Raw genomic sequence first — 13,925 nt, 5'->3', positions numbered from 1 at the left:
GGGAGTGAACCATGATCCGCCTGTTGGCAACGACCGCCTTAGGGCTGGTGCTGGCGAACGCCGCCTTTGCGCAATCGCCAAGCAGCAACACCAAGTCTGAGCAAACGCCGCAATCCCAGTCCAATTCCGCAGCTCCGTCCAACACGTCGCCGTCTGGCGCGGCACAAACACAGCAGTCGCGATCGCAGCCGCAGCAATCATCAACGCCCGGAGCGTCGACACAGAATACCCAGGCGACCACTCCGTCTTCCGGATCGGCCAATTCCGGCTCCGGGACCAACGCCACCAACAGCGCGGACACGTCCTCGCGGCCGCCCAGTGGTACGGCAAACTCCAACGCGGCCGGTAACCAGCCCGCCTCGCAGCAGAGCGCCAATCCGCCGGCGGCGAACTCGAACCAGACGCAGGATCGCTCCAACCCTCCGTCGAACAATACCAATCAGGCGCAGCAGGCGCCTGGTTCATCTGGTACCAACCAGGCCCAGCAATCGCCAAACACGCCGAGCAGCAATCAGGCGCAAGACCAGCGGACCGGTGCCAATTCACAGGCCGCCGCCCGCACTGACGTCAACCTCAACAAGCAGCAGGAGACCAAGATCAGCGCGTCCATCTCGCATCTCAACGTGCGGCCGCTGACCAGCGTCAATTTCTCGCTCAACGTCGGCACGGTGGTGCCGCGCGATGTCCAGCTATCGACGCTGCCACCCGATGTGGTCGAGATCGTGCCGCAATATCGCGGCTACAGCTTTGCGCTGGTGAAGGATGAAATCGTCGTGGTCGATCCGGCGACATACAAGATCGTAACCGTGCTGCCGTACTCGGGACAATCCACCGCGACAACGACGACCACGCGTGAGCGCAGCGCCAGCAAGTTTTCGGATCGCGATCGCGAAGTGATCCGCAAGCATGCGAAGACCCGCACCGAGGGACGGAGCGAACGACAGACCACCGGCAGCACCGCGCGGTCCGAAATCCATGTTGGTGACCGCGTTCCCGAGAGTGTCGAGGTCGAGGAATTCCCGAGCACCGTCTATCGGGACGCGCCCGACCTGCGCGAGTACCGCTACATCCACCGCGATACGCGGACCTATGTCGTCGAGCCCCGCGAACGCCGCATCATCGAGGAGATCGACTAGTTCGCGGCCACTGGAAGCCGCTCCATCGAGCGGCTTCCGGATTTGCGCATCAGCCCGAAGATCGTTCGCGCGCTGCAAAACGGATGGCGCGGGCCTTCGCGCTCTTTCCCGCCGCACGCGCGGCGATCATGCTGCGTGCCTTGCCGTGGGTGTTCTTCCGGATCAGAGACGCGAGCCGCTTGCGTGCGTGGCTGGCGGTCAATCGCGCCGCCAGTTGCTCGGCCTTGCGAATGATGGTGGCGACCGAGGGCGTCAGGTTCACCGGAACCCAGGCGACGTCCTTCGTCTTGGACAGGCTGCCGATGCCCTCGCAGGGTGCTTCGCGCGGCAGGTCGATCCGGATCGCGAGGGCTTCCGCGCGTTCGGTCCAGTCCTCGGCCCTGGTGCCGGTGATGATGCGGACATAGTCGCGTGTCTCACGCGGCAGCTCGCTCTCTTTGGCGAGCCATTTCTGGATTCGGCCGGGACCTGCGTTGTAGGCGGCTGCGGCAAGGCCGAGATTGCCGAAATCGTCGCGCAGCTTGCGCAGGAACTTGGCCGATGCCGGCAGCGCCTTCATCGCATCGAACGGATCATCTAGCCCGACCTCCGCTGCCGTTTCCGGCATGAACTGCGCGACGCCCTGCGCGCCGGCCTGGCTGACCTCGTTGGACTTGAAGCGGCTCTCCTGCCAGATCAAACGCGCGAAGAACGGCACGGGAATGCCGCTGGCTTCGGCAGCTCCGCGAAGCGCGTGGCAGAAGCGTTCCGTCGGCGAAACCGGCGCCTGCGCGACGGGTTCGACCGTATCCGGCGGCTCGGGGGTCTCCTCATAGGCCGCACGCGCATTGGCGAGCTCGAGGGCCTGCACGCTTGCAAGGAACAGCTCGACCACCGGAACAAGTGACGAGGCCTGAGTGTTTTGAAGAACGGCGTGATCGAAAGCTGATGGTTGGCGGGACGCCGACGGATCGAAGTCGCACATCAGAATCATGAACGCGGCGCACGCCGCGACGACAAATCGCATTGCTGGAGCAACCTCGAACTGTGGGTGAACGGCCAGCGATGCGCCGGCGATAAGGAGTTATTAACCGAGCGATTGCGGCAAAGCTGCGGTCTCGTCGGTTCCCACGGTGTTACTACGGTGTTCCGCGGGAAACTCTCTTCTCCGCGATTTTGCGGGGTGGGCGAATTGGGACGAGCGAGATGATGCGGTGGATGCTTGGCGCGGTGATTTCGCTGGCGGCGATCTCTTCGGCGCTTGCGCGCAATCTCGATGCGGCAGCGGTAAACGATGCTGCGCGTCCCGCAAAGCAACCTGCTAGCGACAAGCTCAACGCCGCGATCGTGAAGCTTCAGATTCTGCTCGACCGTGCGCGGTTCTCGCCCGGGGAGATCGACGGCAAGCTCGGAGAGAACGCGCAGAAGGCACTGAAAGCATTCGCCGAGCAGAACGGCGTTGCATCGGATAAAACGATCGCGCCCGAGCTTTGGGACAAGTTGAACGCCGCGAGCGAAGGCGCCGTCCTCGTCGAATACAAGATCACGGACGCGGATGTGAAGGGCCCGTTTCTGAAGGAGCTGCCCGGCAAGCTTGATGACATGAAGCCGCTGAAGGCGCTGAGCTACACCAGCCCGCTCGAAGGGCTTGCCGAGAAATTCCACATGAGCGCCGATCTGCTCAAGGCGCTCAACCCGGCCTTCGACAAGGTGGGAGCGACCATCGTCGTTGCAAACGTTCCGGCGCGGCGAGAGCTTCCGAACATCGCGCGGCTCGACGTCGACAAAAGGAACGGGACGCTGAAAGCATTCGACCAGGGCGCCACCCTGATCGCGTTCTATCCCGCGTCAATCGGAAGTCCGGATCGTCCGACGCCGAGCGGTACGCTCAAGGTCACCAGCACCCACGAGAATCCGGTTTATCACTACAACCCTGACTACAAGTTCAGAAGCGTCAAATCGAAACAGCCGTTCGATGTTCAGCCGGGCCCGAACAATCCGGTGGGAGCATACTGGATCGGCTTGTCCGCACAGGGGTACGGCATCCACGGAACGGCGGAGCCCGACAGGGTCAGCAAGTCCGCGTCGCATGGCTGCGTCAGGTTGACCAATCGGGACGTGCGCGCGCTGGGCGAGCACGTCAAGCGCGGCACACCGGTGGTCTTTCTGGATGCGCCGACGGACTCCTCGTCCGAGCAGCGGCGGAAGTCCGGCGGTAGGCGCGCCTCGAACTAGTCTTTGGGAAAGTCCTTGCGCATCGCGATTTCGGCGGCATCACCGGGCGACAGCACGGTCTGGTCGAACGCTGCTTGCCCTCGTCATGATATCGTAGAGCGAGATGCCCTTGATGGCTTGCCCATGAGCTCGCGGACGCAGTCGGCGAGCGTGCCGTTGTAGACGGGATAGGGCGGACCTCGATCCTTTTGCCTCTGGCCCTTCAGCGACGGTCACTTCTTCAGTTCGGCCGGCGCGTCATAGGCGACCGGCGATATCTCTTTGAACATGCGCTTGGCCCTGAAGGCGCGGGTAGCCCCGAAGCCTGGGGCCGCCCTGTAGACGCTCGTTGAAGAATTAGTTCAAATCAGCCGGCAACAAAAGCGAGCAGGGTGCCGTTCGCCTTGGCCGGCGGCACGCAGATCGCAGGTCCGCTGCGCACGGCTGCCGAACCAAGCGCCTTGTCGGTGGCAGCGAGATCGCCGCTGACAAGCACCAGGGCAGCGCCACCGCGTTCGGAAAGACCCGCGAGCGGCACGCCGGGATAACGTTTGCCGAGCTGCTCCAGCGTCAAGTAAACGAATTCGGCACGATCGCCACCGGAGGGCACGGTCACTGCGCCGTCGGCTTCAGCCTTCGGCTCGCGGTCGATCAGCTGTCCCAGATCCGCGGCTTCCTTCGCGGGCTCGGGCGTCGCGATCAATGTCTGCTTGATCCGCTTGGCCGCATTGGCGTGCTTCATCAGCTCGGGAATCCACACCGTCTCTGGCGTCTTGTGCTGGCAGGCAAAAATGCGCACGCCGCCGGGCGCTTCTGCGGTCGGCCACATGAAGGTGCGGAATTTCGCCGCCGAGATCGTGCCATCAGGCAGCGTCACGGGCCGTTCGAAATCGGTCGGGCCGATCGGCTCCAGGCCACGCGCGCGGATTTCCTCCGCGCCGGCGGTGGAATCGACCGCTGTGAAGGCGATGCGCTCGATGCCTTCGCCGCGCTGGTCGAGGAAGGCACGCGCCGGCGCGTTGTGCTCGGTCGCCGCGAGCACGCCGAGCAGCTCCATATAATCCGGGTCGAACATGATCGTGTAGTTGCCGGTGCCCATATGTGCGCTGTGGGTGCCGCGCGGCGAGATGGTGAAGCCGAGCTGCCGGTAGTTTTCGGCGGCTTTGTCGAGGTCCTGCACCATGACCACGGCGTGGTCGATACCGATGACGTTCTTGAGGGCCACTGTTCTTTCCCCGAGTGCAAACTGACTGGACCGCCGTCGGCGGCCGCAAATCCTGTCTACGCCGGATAGGCGGTCAAGTCATTTTCAAATCGGTGGGACATGCGGAAATTTCATTCCGTGAAGCGCGATATCTGACACTTGATGGCGTCAGCGCGCCTGCTCGATATAGGCGGCGAGGATGGCGCGCTCCTCGCTGGTCATTTCGGTGATGTTGCCCGGCGGCATTGCATTGGACCAGGCGGCGACGCGGCCGATCAGGCGGATGTTGCGATGGATGTGCTCGGGCGCGTCCAGCAATATGCCCTTCGGCGCGGTGACGATGCCGGCCCAGACCGGTTCGGCGGCGTGGCACATGCTGCAGCGGGACATCACGATCTCCTCGACATTGGCAAGCGTCGGCTGCGCCGACAGCGCGCTTGTCTTGACCTCGCGCGGGCCGGCCGCCGAGAGGAACAGGATCGCGATCACGCCGACCGCTGCGACGCCCCACACCCACCACGGCGATTTGCGCCCGGCGTGCCGCTCGTTGAAGAAATGGCGGATCACGGGGCCGAGCGCCAGGATGATTGCGACGATGATCCAGTTGAAGCGGGTGGCATAGAGCAGGGGATAGTGGTTGCTGATCATCAACACGACGACAGGCAGCGTCAGATAGTTGTTGTGGACCGAGCGCTCCTTGCTGGTCTTGCCGAGCTTCGGATCGGGCGCCTGCCCTGCGAGAAGGGCGGCTACGATCTTCTTCTGGTTCGGGATGATCAGCGCGAAGACGTTGGCAACCATGATGGTGCCGATGATCGCCCCGATCTGGTTGAAGGCACCGCGCCCGCTCAGCACGTGGGTGAAAGCATAGGTCAACGCGACCAGGAACAGATAGCCGCCGATCGCGAAGGGCAGCTCGCGCTGCGCCAGCCCGGTACGGCAGGCGCCTTCATAGAGCAGCCACGCCAGCGCGAGGCTGCAGAGGCTGAACAGGCCGGCCTGGAATGGCGTGAGATCGAGGATCGACTTGTCGACCAGGAACAAATCGGCCTCGAGATAATACACCACCACCATCAGCGCGAAGCCGGACAGCCAAGTGGTGTAGGCCTCCCATTTGAACCAGGTCAGCTCGTCCGGCATCTGCGCGGGCGCGACCAGATATTTCATGATCCGGTAGAAGCCGCCGCCATGGACCTGCCAGGCCTCGCCCTGGACGCCCTCCGGCAGCTTGCTGTCAGGCCTGAGGCTGAGGTCGAGGGCGATGAAATAGAAGGAACTGCCGATCCAGGCAATCGCGGCGACCACGTGCAGCCAGCGGAGCAGCAGGCTCGCCCATTCCGATATGATGGATCCCCACATGATCACCCCAACGGATGCGACTCCAATGCCGCAGCTTCATGACCGCTACCGGCGGTGCCGCCCTTACAATGTGTCGCACCGATCAGCCGCATTTTCCAGTACGATGGGCTGCGGCTGATGCACATCGTGCGGGCATGAGCTGACGTGGGATTCGGCAGGCATTTGACCTGTCGCAGAACGTTTGCGCGTCGATCGGCGTTGATGCGCAATACGTGAAGGCCGGGAGGAAACGATTTGAAGAACAGGATTTCATTCGCGGCGATGTCCGCGGGATGGCTGGCCGCGGTCGCGACCTGCGCACAGGCTGAGGCGGTGCTGCAAGGCAAGGACGCCTACGGCGATTGGCAGGCCGACAAGCCCGGCACGGTCAGGTTGATCCGGCCGCAGGATCTGGTCAGGCCCGGCGCCACGCGGTCGGTTGCGAGTTCGTCGCGCGTGGTGCCGCGCCCGTCGGAGGGGGCGCTTCAGGTTCCGGCCGGCTTCAAGATCGAGCTGTTCGCCGAGGGCCTGCGCGCCCCGCGCATCGTGCGCGTGGCGCCGAACGGCGATGTCTTCGTCGCCGAGACGCGCGCGGGCAACATCCGCGTGTTGCGCGCCGGCGATGGCGGCAAGGCCGCGACCAACGAGGTCTTCGCTGCCGGAATGAGGCAGCCGTTCGGCATCGCCTTCTTCCCGAACGGCGACAATCCGCAATGGGTCTACGTCGCCAACACCGACAGCGTCGTCCGCTTTCCCTATCAGGCCGGCGATCTCAAGGCGCGCGGCAAGGCGGAGACGATCGTGGCAAGCCCGCCCCATGACGGCGGTCATTCCACCCGCGACATCGTCTTTACGCCCGACAACAAGCGCATGCTGGTGTCGGTCGGCTCGCTCAGCAACGTCGCCGAGGGCATGGGCACGCCGCCAGGTGGCCTGGAAGCCTGGTCGAAGGCGCAACCGCTCGGCGCAGCCTGGGCGAGCGAAACCGAGCGCGCGACCGTGCTCGCCTTTACCCCCGAGGGCAAGGAGCGGAAGATCTACGCCACCGGCATCCGCAACTGTGTCGGTCTTGCGATCCAGCCGCAGACCGGGCTGCCCTGGTGCTCGACCAACGAGCGCGACGGGCTTGGCGACGATCTCGTGCCTGACTATGTGACGAGCGTGAAGGAGGGCGCGTTCTACGGCTGGCCGTGGTTCTATATCGGCGGCAACGAAGACCCGCGTCACGCCGGAGCGCGGCCGGACCTCAAGGACAAGGTGACGGTACCCGATGTGCTGGTGCAGCCGCACTCGGCCTCGCTCGGCATGACCTTCTATCAGGGCGCGCAGTTTCCGTCCGAATACCAGGGCGATGCTTTCGCGGCCGAGCACGGCTCCTGGAACCGGTCGAAGCGCACCGGCTACAAGGTGATCCGCATCCGGATGAAGGACGGCAAGCCGACCGGCGAGTACGAAGATTTCGTCACGGGGTTTGTGGTGAGCGATACCGAGGTGTGGGGGCGGCCGGTCGGAGTTGCCGTGGCGAAGGACGGATCGCTGCTGGTGTCGGAGGACGGCAACGGGACGATCTGGCGGGTGACAAGCGTGCCGCGATGAAGGTGTACCCTCGCCCCTTGCGGGAGAGGGTGGCTCGCCGCGCAGCGGCGGGACGAGTGAGGTTCTATCGGCGAACTCCTCTGCGTGTGCGGAGAGAAACCCCTCATCCGGCGCTTCGCGCCACCTTCTCCCGCAAGGGGAGAAGGAAGAGCAGCGTGCTTAGGATGTCTACCCCCGTCTCACACTCGCTCCGCCATCCACCGGCAACGTCACACCGGTGATGAAATTCGCCTCGTCCGAGGCCAGGAACAGCGCGGCATTCGCGACGTCCCACCCCGTGCCCATCTTCTTGCGCAGCGGCACCTTGCTGTCGCGCTCGGCTTCGACTTCGGCGCGGGTCTTGTGCCATTCGCGGGCCCGGGTGTCGACGGCCATCGGCGTGTTCATCAGGCCCGGCAGGATGACGTTGGCGCGGATGCCGTATTCCGCATTCTGGTAGGCGAGCTGTTCGGTGAAGGCGATCATCGCCGATTTCGTCGCCTTGTAGGCGACGTAAGGGTAGGTGGTGATCGCCGCCATCGAGGAGATGTTGATGATCACGCCGCTTCCTTGCGCGCGCATGATCGGGATCACCTCTTTCGCCGCCAGAATGCAGCTCTTCAGATTGATCGCGACGACGCGGTCGAACGCCTCCTCGGTGATTTGCAGCAGCTCGGCGTCGCCGCCGGACAGGCTGACGCCCACATTGTTGTGCAGCACGTCGATCCGGCCCCAGCGCGCCTGTGCCTCCGCGACCATTGCCTTGATGTCGGCAGACTTTGTGACGTCGGCCCTGAACGCCGCTGCCGTGCCATGCTGCGCGGCGATCATGGCGGCGGTTTCCTGCGCTGATTCCAGATGATGATCGACGCACAACACCTTGGCGCCCTCGCGCGCGAAGGTCAGCGCCGTGGCGCGGCCGTTGCCCATGCCTTCGCCCGGGCTCTGCCCGGCGCCCACAACGACCGCAACCTTGTCCTTCAAGCGCATGTTAGTTCACTCCCGGAATCGGGTACTGCTGGAGTACCTCTTTGTAATATGGCTCGTTGTCGATCTTCATGGTGGCGAGCACACGCACCACGCCGCAATAGAAGGCGATGGTCAGCACGAGGTCGACCATATGTTCGTCCGAGAGGTGCTGCTTGATCTCTGCAAAGGTCCCGTCCGAGATCGCGAGTTCGCGTACCATCTCGCGGGCACCTTTCAGGATCGCCTTGGCCTGTGGCTCGAGCGTCGAGGGCTTGCTCTCGGTCTCAGCCATCAGGCCGGCGATGTCATCATCGGTGACGCCGAACTCCCTGCCGATCTTCACGTGATGAGTGAACTCGTATTCCGACTTCTCCATCCAGCCGACCTGGAGGATCGCAAGCTCCCGCAGGCGCGGATCGAGCTTGCTCTTGAAGCGGATGTAGCCGCCGATGCCGTTGAAGGCGCGCGCCATATCCGGCGAATTGATCAGCAGCTTGTGCAGATTGGTGTTGTGCTTGAGCATGTCGCGATATTCGGGCGCGACCTGGTCGGCCTCGAGATAGGGCAGGCGAGCCATCCCTGATGTTCCTTTCAGTGTTCTTGTGATTCACGTTCGGGGGCTTGTAGCGTCACGCCGCCGTCGACCACCAGCACCTGGCCGGTGATGTAGCGCGCAAAATTGCTGAGCAGGAATTTGACGGCATGGCCGACGTCCCAGCCGGTGCCTTCCGTTTTCAGCAAGGATGCCTTTTCCCGCTGGACGCGAGCCTGCTCACTCATGCCGCGGGCATAGACCATCGGCGTGTACATCGGCCCGGGACAGATGCAGTTGACGCGGATGTTCTCGCGGCCGTGATCGACCGCCATCGCGCGGGTGAGACCGATGATGGCGGCCTTCGAGGTCGTATAGCTCGTGAGCCCGCGTGGCCGCAGCGCCGAGATCGAGGAGATGTTGACGATCGCACCGCCCTGCGCGGTCCGGATCATCGCAGGGATCGCGTGCTTGGAGAGCAGGAACATGCTCTCGACATTGACCTGCATGACGCGGCGATATTGCTCGGGCGCTTCGTCGACCACGCTGCCGCGGCTCCCGATGCCGACATTGTTGTCGAGGAAATCGAGCCGGCCCCAGCGGTCGAGCGCGGCTTCGACCAGTGTCTTGCAATCGCTCTCCCTGGTGACGTCACCGCCATGCGCCGCGGCCGTGCCGCCTTCGGCTGCGATCATCTCCACGGTGCGTTCGGCGAGCTTGAGATCGCGATCGGCCACCAGCACTTTGGCGCCGGCGCGAGCCAGTAGAATTGCGGCGGCGCGGCCGTTGCCTATGCCGTCGCCCGCAGCGCCCCCGCCGCTGACCAGCGCCACCTTGCCGGCGAGACCGGGATCGTCCTCGGGCCCCTGCATGTCGTTTCATCCCAAATATTTTCGTGCAGTCTAGCAATCGCGCGGAGCGGCGAGAAGGGCCGGCTCCCGCTTTCATGTCATTGACATCGCATGGAATTGCATGCCGCCGCGCGAGAAGGGCGAACGATCGACCCGCGCCGTTAGGAACCGACCTCACGCAATCGCGTTTGTTGCGGAGCCTTTCCCGCGCTAGGCTCTGTCCCGGGGCTTCCCAAACGCCAGTGGCTTGCCGATGAATCTGCTCGATCCACAAGGGCCTGTGGCTGCGGCCAACAGCACCATCCTGGTCGATTCCGTCTTCATCATGCTCGCGATCGTGGTGCCGACCATTTTCGCGATTTTGGCCTTTGCGTTCTGGTTTCGCGCCTCGAATCCCAAAGCAAAGTTTCAGCCCGACTTCGTCTATTCCGGGCGCGTCGAGATGGTGGTGTGGGCGATCCCCGCGCTCACCGTGATCCTGCTCGGCGGCGTCGCCTGGATCGGCTCGCACCAGCTCGATCCCGCGGCGCCCGTGCCCGGCACCGGCAGCCCGGTTCGCATCCAGGCCGTCTCGCTCGATTGGAAATGGCTCTTCATCTATCCGGACCAGCGCATCGCCACCGTCAATACGCTGACGGTGCCGGCAGGCGCCGAGCTGAATTTCCAGCTGACGTCCTCGAGCGTGATGAACACCTTCTTCATCCCGCAGCTCGGCAGCATGATCTACACCATGAACGGCATGGTGACGAAGCTGAACCTACGCGCCGACAACGAAGGCAAGCTGCAGGGACTGTCGGCGCATTTTTCCGGCGACGGATTTCCGGACATGATGTTCGACGTCAACGTGGTCTCGCCGCTCGCCTTTCCGGACTGGGTCGCGACCACGGCGAAGAGCGATGCCGTCCTCAATGAGGACAGCTACAAGAAGTTGATGCAGCAGGGCATCGAAAAAGGCAGGCCAAGCTACAGGCTCGACGATCCCCGACTGTTCGACCTGATCGCGACCCAGCACATTCCGCCAGGACCCGGTCCGGAGCTCGCATCCGAAGCAGGCCGGTCGCACAGTGGAGGCGATGATGCTCGGTAAGCTCGATTGGTCGGCCATTCCGTTCGATCAGCCGATACCGCTGATCGCAGGCGCCGTGGTGTTGGTCGGGATTCTCGGCGTGCTGGCCTGGGTCGTGGTGAAGGGGCATCTGCCCTATCTCTGGCACGAGTGGATCACCAGCGTCGACCACAAGCGGATCGGCGTGATGTACATCCTGCTGGCCTCGGTGATGCTGCTGCGCGGCGGCAGCGACGCCATCATGATGCGGATTCAGCAGGCGGTCGCCTACCAGTCGCAAGGCTATCTGCCGCCGGAGCACTACAACCAGATATTCTCCGCGCACGGCACCATCATGATCTTTTTCGTGGCGATGCCGTTCGTGATCGGACTGATGAATCTCATCGTGCCGCTCCAGCTTGGCGTACGAGATGTCGCTTTCCCGACGCTCAATTCGGTCGGCTTCTGGCTGACCGCGACCGGTGCGCTGCTGGTCAATCTCTCGCTCGTGATCGGCGAGTTCGCCCGCACCGGCTGGCTCGCCTTTCCGCCGCTGTCGGAACTGTCCTACTCGCCGGGCGTCGGCGTCGATTATTACGCATGGTCGCTGCAGATCTCCGGCGTCGGCACGTTGGTGGCCGGCATCAATCTCGTGACGACGGTGCTGAAGCTGCGCACCAAAGGCATGAACTATCTGCGCATGCCGATGTTCTGCTGGACCACACTGGCCTCGAACCTCCTGATCGTCGCGGCTTTCCCGATTTTGACCGCCACCCTCGCGATGCTGCTGCTCGACCGCTATCTCGGCTTCCACTTCTTTACCAATGAGGCCGGCGGGAATGTCATGATGTTCATGAACCTGATCTGGGCCTGGGGGCATCCCGAGGTCTACATCCTAGTTCTGCCGGCCTTCGGCATCTTCTCCGAGGTGGTCTCGACCTTCTCCGGCAAGGCGCTGTTTGGCTATCGCTCGATGGTGCTGGCGACCATGGCGATCTGCGTCATCTCCTTCATGGTCTGGCTGCATCACTTCTTCACGATGGGAGCGGGTCCCGACGTCAACGCTATCTTCGGCATTGCCAGCATGATCATCGCGATACCGACGGGAGTGAAGATCTACAACTGGCTGTTCACGATGTATGGCGGACGCATCCGCTTCGAGACGCCGATGCTGTGGTCGATAGGCTTCATGGTCACCTTCATCATCGGCGGATTGACGGGCGTGCTGGTCGCGGTGCCGCCGGCCGATTTCATTCTCCACAACAGCATGTTTCTGGTCGCGCACTTCCACAACGTCATCATCGGCGGCGTGCTGTTCGGCGCCTTCGCCGGCTTCGAGTACTGGTTCCCGAAGGCGTTCGGCTTTCGCCTCAACGACCGCTGGGGCAAGCTCGCATTCTGGTTCACTTTCCTCGGCTTCTACGTCACCTTCATCCCGCTCTACGTCGCCGGCATGCTGGGCATGACGCGGCGCATGCAGCACTATGACGTCGCGGCGTGGCGGCCATGGATGCTGGTTGCAGCGGTCGGCATGGCCGTGCTGACGATCGGCGTGATCTGCCAGATCGTGCAGCTCGTGGTCAGCATCCGCAACCGCGAGGCCCTGCGCGACCGCACTGGCGATCCCTGGGACGGCCGCTCGCTGGAATGGGCGACGTCGTCGCCGCCACCCGTTTTCAACTTCGCTTTCAATCCCGATGTGCGCGGCGAGGATGCCTATTGGGACATGAAGGCTCATGCCAAGCAGCAATCGCTCGATCATGATGCGCCCGAGTATCATGACATCGAGATGCCCAGGAACTCGCCGACCGGGTTCGTCTGCGCGTTCTTCGCCACCGTCATGGGCTTTGCGCTGATCTGGCACATCTGGTGGATGGTGATTTTGGGCGGTATCGGTGCGTTCGCGACATTCGTCGTGTTCGCCTGGCGCGACCATGACGAATACGTCATTCCGGCCGAGGAGGTCGCGGCGATAGACCGCGTCAACCTCGAGGAGCGGCGCAGCCTCGTCAGCATGGCGGGGACAGTCTGATGTCAATGACCGCGACCGCCGGCCGAGCGCACGCCGATCCCCATCACATCGGCCTCGTTATCGAGCATCCCGGGCCGGCGCCGAAGCGCATCGTGACCGCCTATGGCTTCTGGATCTTCCTGCTCTCCGACATCGTGATGTTCTCCTGCTTCTTTGCGGCCTACGCGGTGCTGGCCGACCAGACCGCCGGCGGCCCGAAGGGTTCGGAGATATTCGAGCCGCGAAACGTCGCGATCGAGACGGTCTGCCTGCTGCTGTCAAGCTTCACGTGTGGCATGGCGAGCATCGCGGCCGATGTGCGCAACCGGCTGTGGTTCTATCTCGGGATGGCCGTGACGTGTTTGCTCGGCCTCATCTTTCTGGTCATTGAGTTTCGCGAATTCGCTGATCTCGTTGCCCGCGGCTATGGCCCATCGCGCAGCGCTTTCCTGACCTCGTTCTTCTCCCTCGTCGGCTGCCATGGCCTCCACGTCTCCGCCGGCATATTGTGGCTGCTCACCATGATGGCCCAGGTCTTCGCAAAAGGTTTTCGTGCCGACGTGCTGCGCCGGATGATGTGCTTTGCGCTGTTCTGGCACGCGCTCGACATCGTCTGGGTCGGAGTTTTCTCCGTCGTCTATTTGCTTGGGAGTGGCGTATGAGCGATCAGACGCATATGCCGGCCGGCCATGATCTTGCGCCGGGCGATGAGGAGCAACACAGTGTCGGGACGCGCATCCTCGGCTACGTGGTCGGTCTTGTTCTCGCGTTGCTGCTGACGGCGACGTCGTTCTTAATCGCGGGCACGGATCTGGTCTGGCAGCCTTCGATTCCCGTCGCGCTGATCGTGCTGGCGATCGCGCAAATGGGCGTGCATCTCGTGTTCTTCCTGCACATCACCACCGGCCCCGATAATACCAACAACGTGCTGGCGCTCGCCTTCGGGCTGCTGGTGGTGTTCCTGGTGGTCGGTGGCACCGTCTGGATCATGGCGCATCTGAACGCGAACATGCCGGCCATGGATCAGATCATGCCGATGCGCCGCTAGCGCATTGTGCAAAAAAGAAGAGC

The 13,925-nt window shown here is 63.3% G+C and carries 13 protein-coding genes; 7 read left to right on the top strand and 6 right to left on the bottom strand.

The window, feature by feature from the left end; translation table 11 throughout:
- Positions 1-11 precede the first annotated feature (11 nt).
- Entirely contained in the window at positions 12-1,136 is a 1,125-nt protein-coding gene (locus IVB36_RS35640) for a DUF1236 domain-containing protein (RefSeq protein ID WP_018457184.1), read from the top strand.
- A gap of 49 nt (positions 1,137-1,185) precedes the next feature.
- On the opposite strand, the gene IVB36_RS35635 is transcribed toward IVB36_RS35640, so the two are convergent.
- Positions 1,186-2,142 carry a lytic transglycosylase domain-containing protein gene (locus tag IVB36_RS35635; RefSeq protein ID WP_018457183.1) on the bottom strand — a complete coding sequence of 319 codons (957 nt, stop codon included), beginning with the start codon at positions 2,140-2,142 and terminating at the stop codon, positions 1,186-1,188.
- Positions 2,143-2,321: 179 nt separating this feature from the next.
- On the opposite strand from IVB36_RS35635, the gene IVB36_RS35630 reads away from it, so the two are divergent.
- Positions 2,322-3,350, top strand: coding sequence for a L,D-transpeptidase (locus tag IVB36_RS35630; protein WP_247394636.1), 1,029 nt, complete (start codon positions 2,322-2,324; stop codon positions 3,348-3,350).
- 346 nt (positions 3,351-3,696) lie between these two features.
- On the opposite strand, the gene IVB36_RS35625 is transcribed toward IVB36_RS35630, so the two are convergent.
- Positions 3,697-4,554: a VOC family protein gene (locus tag IVB36_RS35625; RefSeq protein WP_085362223.1), complete on the bottom strand. Its 858-nt coding sequence runs from the start codon at positions 4,552-4,554 to the stop codon at positions 3,697-3,699.
- Between the two features lie 147 nt (positions 4,555-4,701).
- Positions 4,702-5,892, bottom strand: coding sequence for a urate hydroxylase PuuD (locus IVB36_RS35620; RefSeq protein ID WP_085362224.1), 1,191 nt, complete (start codon positions 5,890-5,892; stop codon positions 4,702-4,704).
- 234 nt (positions 5,893-6,126) lie between these two features.
- Between IVB36_RS35620 and IVB36_RS35615 the strand changes: the two genes are divergently transcribed.
- Positions 6,127-7,467: a sorbosone dehydrogenase family protein gene (locus tag IVB36_RS35615; RefSeq protein ID WP_247394689.1), complete on the top strand. Its 1,341-nt coding sequence runs from the start codon at positions 6,127-6,129 to the stop codon at positions 7,465-7,467.
- A 168-nt stretch (positions 7,468-7,635) separates the two neighbouring features.
- On the opposite strand, the gene IVB36_RS35610 is transcribed toward IVB36_RS35615, so the two are convergent.
- Genes IVB36_RS35610 through IVB36_RS35600 form a run of 3 tightly spaced genes read right to left on the bottom strand, consistent with a single transcriptional unit; the run spans position 7,636 to position 9,819 of the window.
- The gene (locus tag IVB36_RS35610; RefSeq protein WP_085352069.1) at positions 7,636-8,436 is read right to left on the bottom strand and encodes an SDR family NAD(P)-dependent oxidoreductase; all 801 of its coding nucleotides are present in this window, start codon (positions 8,434-8,436) and stop codon (positions 7,636-7,638) included.
- Position 8,437: 1 nt separating this feature from the next.
- Positions 8,438-8,992, bottom strand: a complete 555-nt coding sequence (locus tag IVB36_RS35605; RefSeq protein ID WP_247394633.1) for a carboxymuconolactone decarboxylase family protein — start codon at positions 8,990-8,992, stop codon at positions 8,438-8,440.
- Positions 8,993-9,006: 14 nt separating this feature from the next.
- Positions 9,007-9,819 (bottom strand): SDR family oxidoreductase, encoded by an 813-nt coding sequence (locus tag IVB36_RS35600; RefSeq protein ID WP_085352071.1) that lies wholly within the window; start codon positions 9,817-9,819, stop codon positions 9,007-9,009.
- A 232-nt stretch (positions 9,820-10,051) separates the two neighbouring features.
- On the opposite strand from IVB36_RS35600, the gene IVB36_RS35595 reads away from it, so the two are divergent.
- The 4 genes from IVB36_RS35595 to cyoD are packed head-to-tail and all read left to right on the top strand — an operon-like array spanning position 10,052 to position 13,902.
- Positions 10,052-10,885 carry a cytochrome ubiquinol oxidase subunit II gene (locus IVB36_RS35595; RefSeq protein WP_247394631.1) on the top strand — a complete coding sequence of 278 codons (834 nt, stop codon included), beginning with the start codon at positions 10,052-10,054 and terminating at the stop codon, positions 10,883-10,885.
- Positions 10,875-12,875 (top strand): cytochrome o ubiquinol oxidase subunit I, encoded by a 2,001-nt coding sequence (gene cyoB, locus IVB36_RS35590; RefSeq protein ID WP_085362444.1) that lies wholly within the window; start codon positions 10,875-10,877, stop codon positions 12,873-12,875. Before IVB36_RS35595 ends, cyoB begins: the two co-directional genes overlap by 11 nt.
- On the top strand, positions 12,875-13,516 hold the full coding sequence (locus tag IVB36_RS35585) for a cytochrome (ubi)quinol oxidase subunit III (protein WP_018457173.1): 642 nt from the start codon (positions 12,875-12,877) through the stop codon (positions 13,514-13,516). The genes cyoB and IVB36_RS35585 overlap by 1 nt, the downstream gene beginning before the upstream one ends.
- Positions 13,513-13,902, top strand: a complete 390-nt coding sequence (gene cyoD, locus IVB36_RS35580) for a cytochrome o ubiquinol oxidase subunit IV (RefSeq protein WP_247394629.1) — start codon at positions 13,513-13,515, stop codon at positions 13,900-13,902. Before IVB36_RS35585 ends, cyoD begins: the two co-directional genes overlap by 4 nt.
- Positions 13,903-13,925: the final 23 nt, after the last annotated feature.

The organism is Bradyrhizobium sp. 35 (assembly GCF_023073215.1).
In the GTDB taxonomy this organism is placed as follows: Bacteria; Pseudomonadota; Alphaproteobacteria; order Rhizobiales; family Xanthobacteraceae; genus Bradyrhizobium; species Bradyrhizobium canariense_D.
This window is presented reverse-complemented; position numbering and strand designations above follow the sequence as displayed.

Excerpts from the sequence above, each read along its gene's own strand:
- IVB36_RS35640 (WP_018457184.1), top strand. The coding sequence starts at position 12 with ATGATCCGCCTGTTGGCAACGACCGCCTTAGGGCTGGTGCTGGCGAAC.
- IVB36_RS35635 (WP_018457183.1), bottom strand. The coding sequence starts at position 2,142 with ATGCGATTTGTCGTCGCGGCGTGCGCCGCGTTCATGATTCTGATGTGC.
- IVB36_RS35630 (WP_247394636.1), top strand. The coding sequence starts at position 2,322 with ATGATGCGGTGGATGCTTGGCGCGGTGATTTCGCTGGCGGCGATCTCT.
- IVB36_RS35620 (WP_085362224.1), bottom strand. The coding sequence starts at position 5,892 with ATGTGGGGATCCATCATATCGGAATGGGCGAGCCTGCTGCTCCGCTGG.
- IVB36_RS35610 (WP_085352069.1), bottom strand. The coding sequence starts at position 8,436 with ATGCGCTTGAAGGACAAGGTTGCGGTCGTTGTGGGCGCCGGGCAGAGC.
- IVB36_RS35605 (WP_247394633.1), bottom strand. The coding sequence starts at position 8,992 with ATGGCTCGCCTGCCCTATCTCGAGGCCGACCAGGTCGCGCCCGAATAT.
- IVB36_RS35600 (WP_085352071.1), bottom strand. The coding sequence starts at position 9,819 with ATGCAGGGGCCCGAGGACGATCCCGGTCTCGCCGGCAAGGTGGCGCTG.
- IVB36_RS35595 (WP_247394631.1), top strand. The coding sequence starts at position 10,052 with ATGAATCTGCTCGATCCACAAGGGCCTGTGGCTGCGGCCAACAGCACC.
- cyoB (WP_085362444.1), top strand. The coding sequence starts at position 10,875 with ATGCTCGGTAAGCTCGATTGGTCGGCCATTCCGTTCGATCAGCCGATA.
- IVB36_RS35585 (WP_018457173.1), top strand. The coding sequence starts at position 12,875 with ATGTCAATGACCGCGACCGCCGGCCGAGCGCACGCCGATCCCCATCAC.
- cyoD (WP_247394629.1), top strand. The coding sequence starts at position 13,513 with ATGAGCGATCAGACGCATATGCCGGCCGGCCATGATCTTGCGCCGGGC.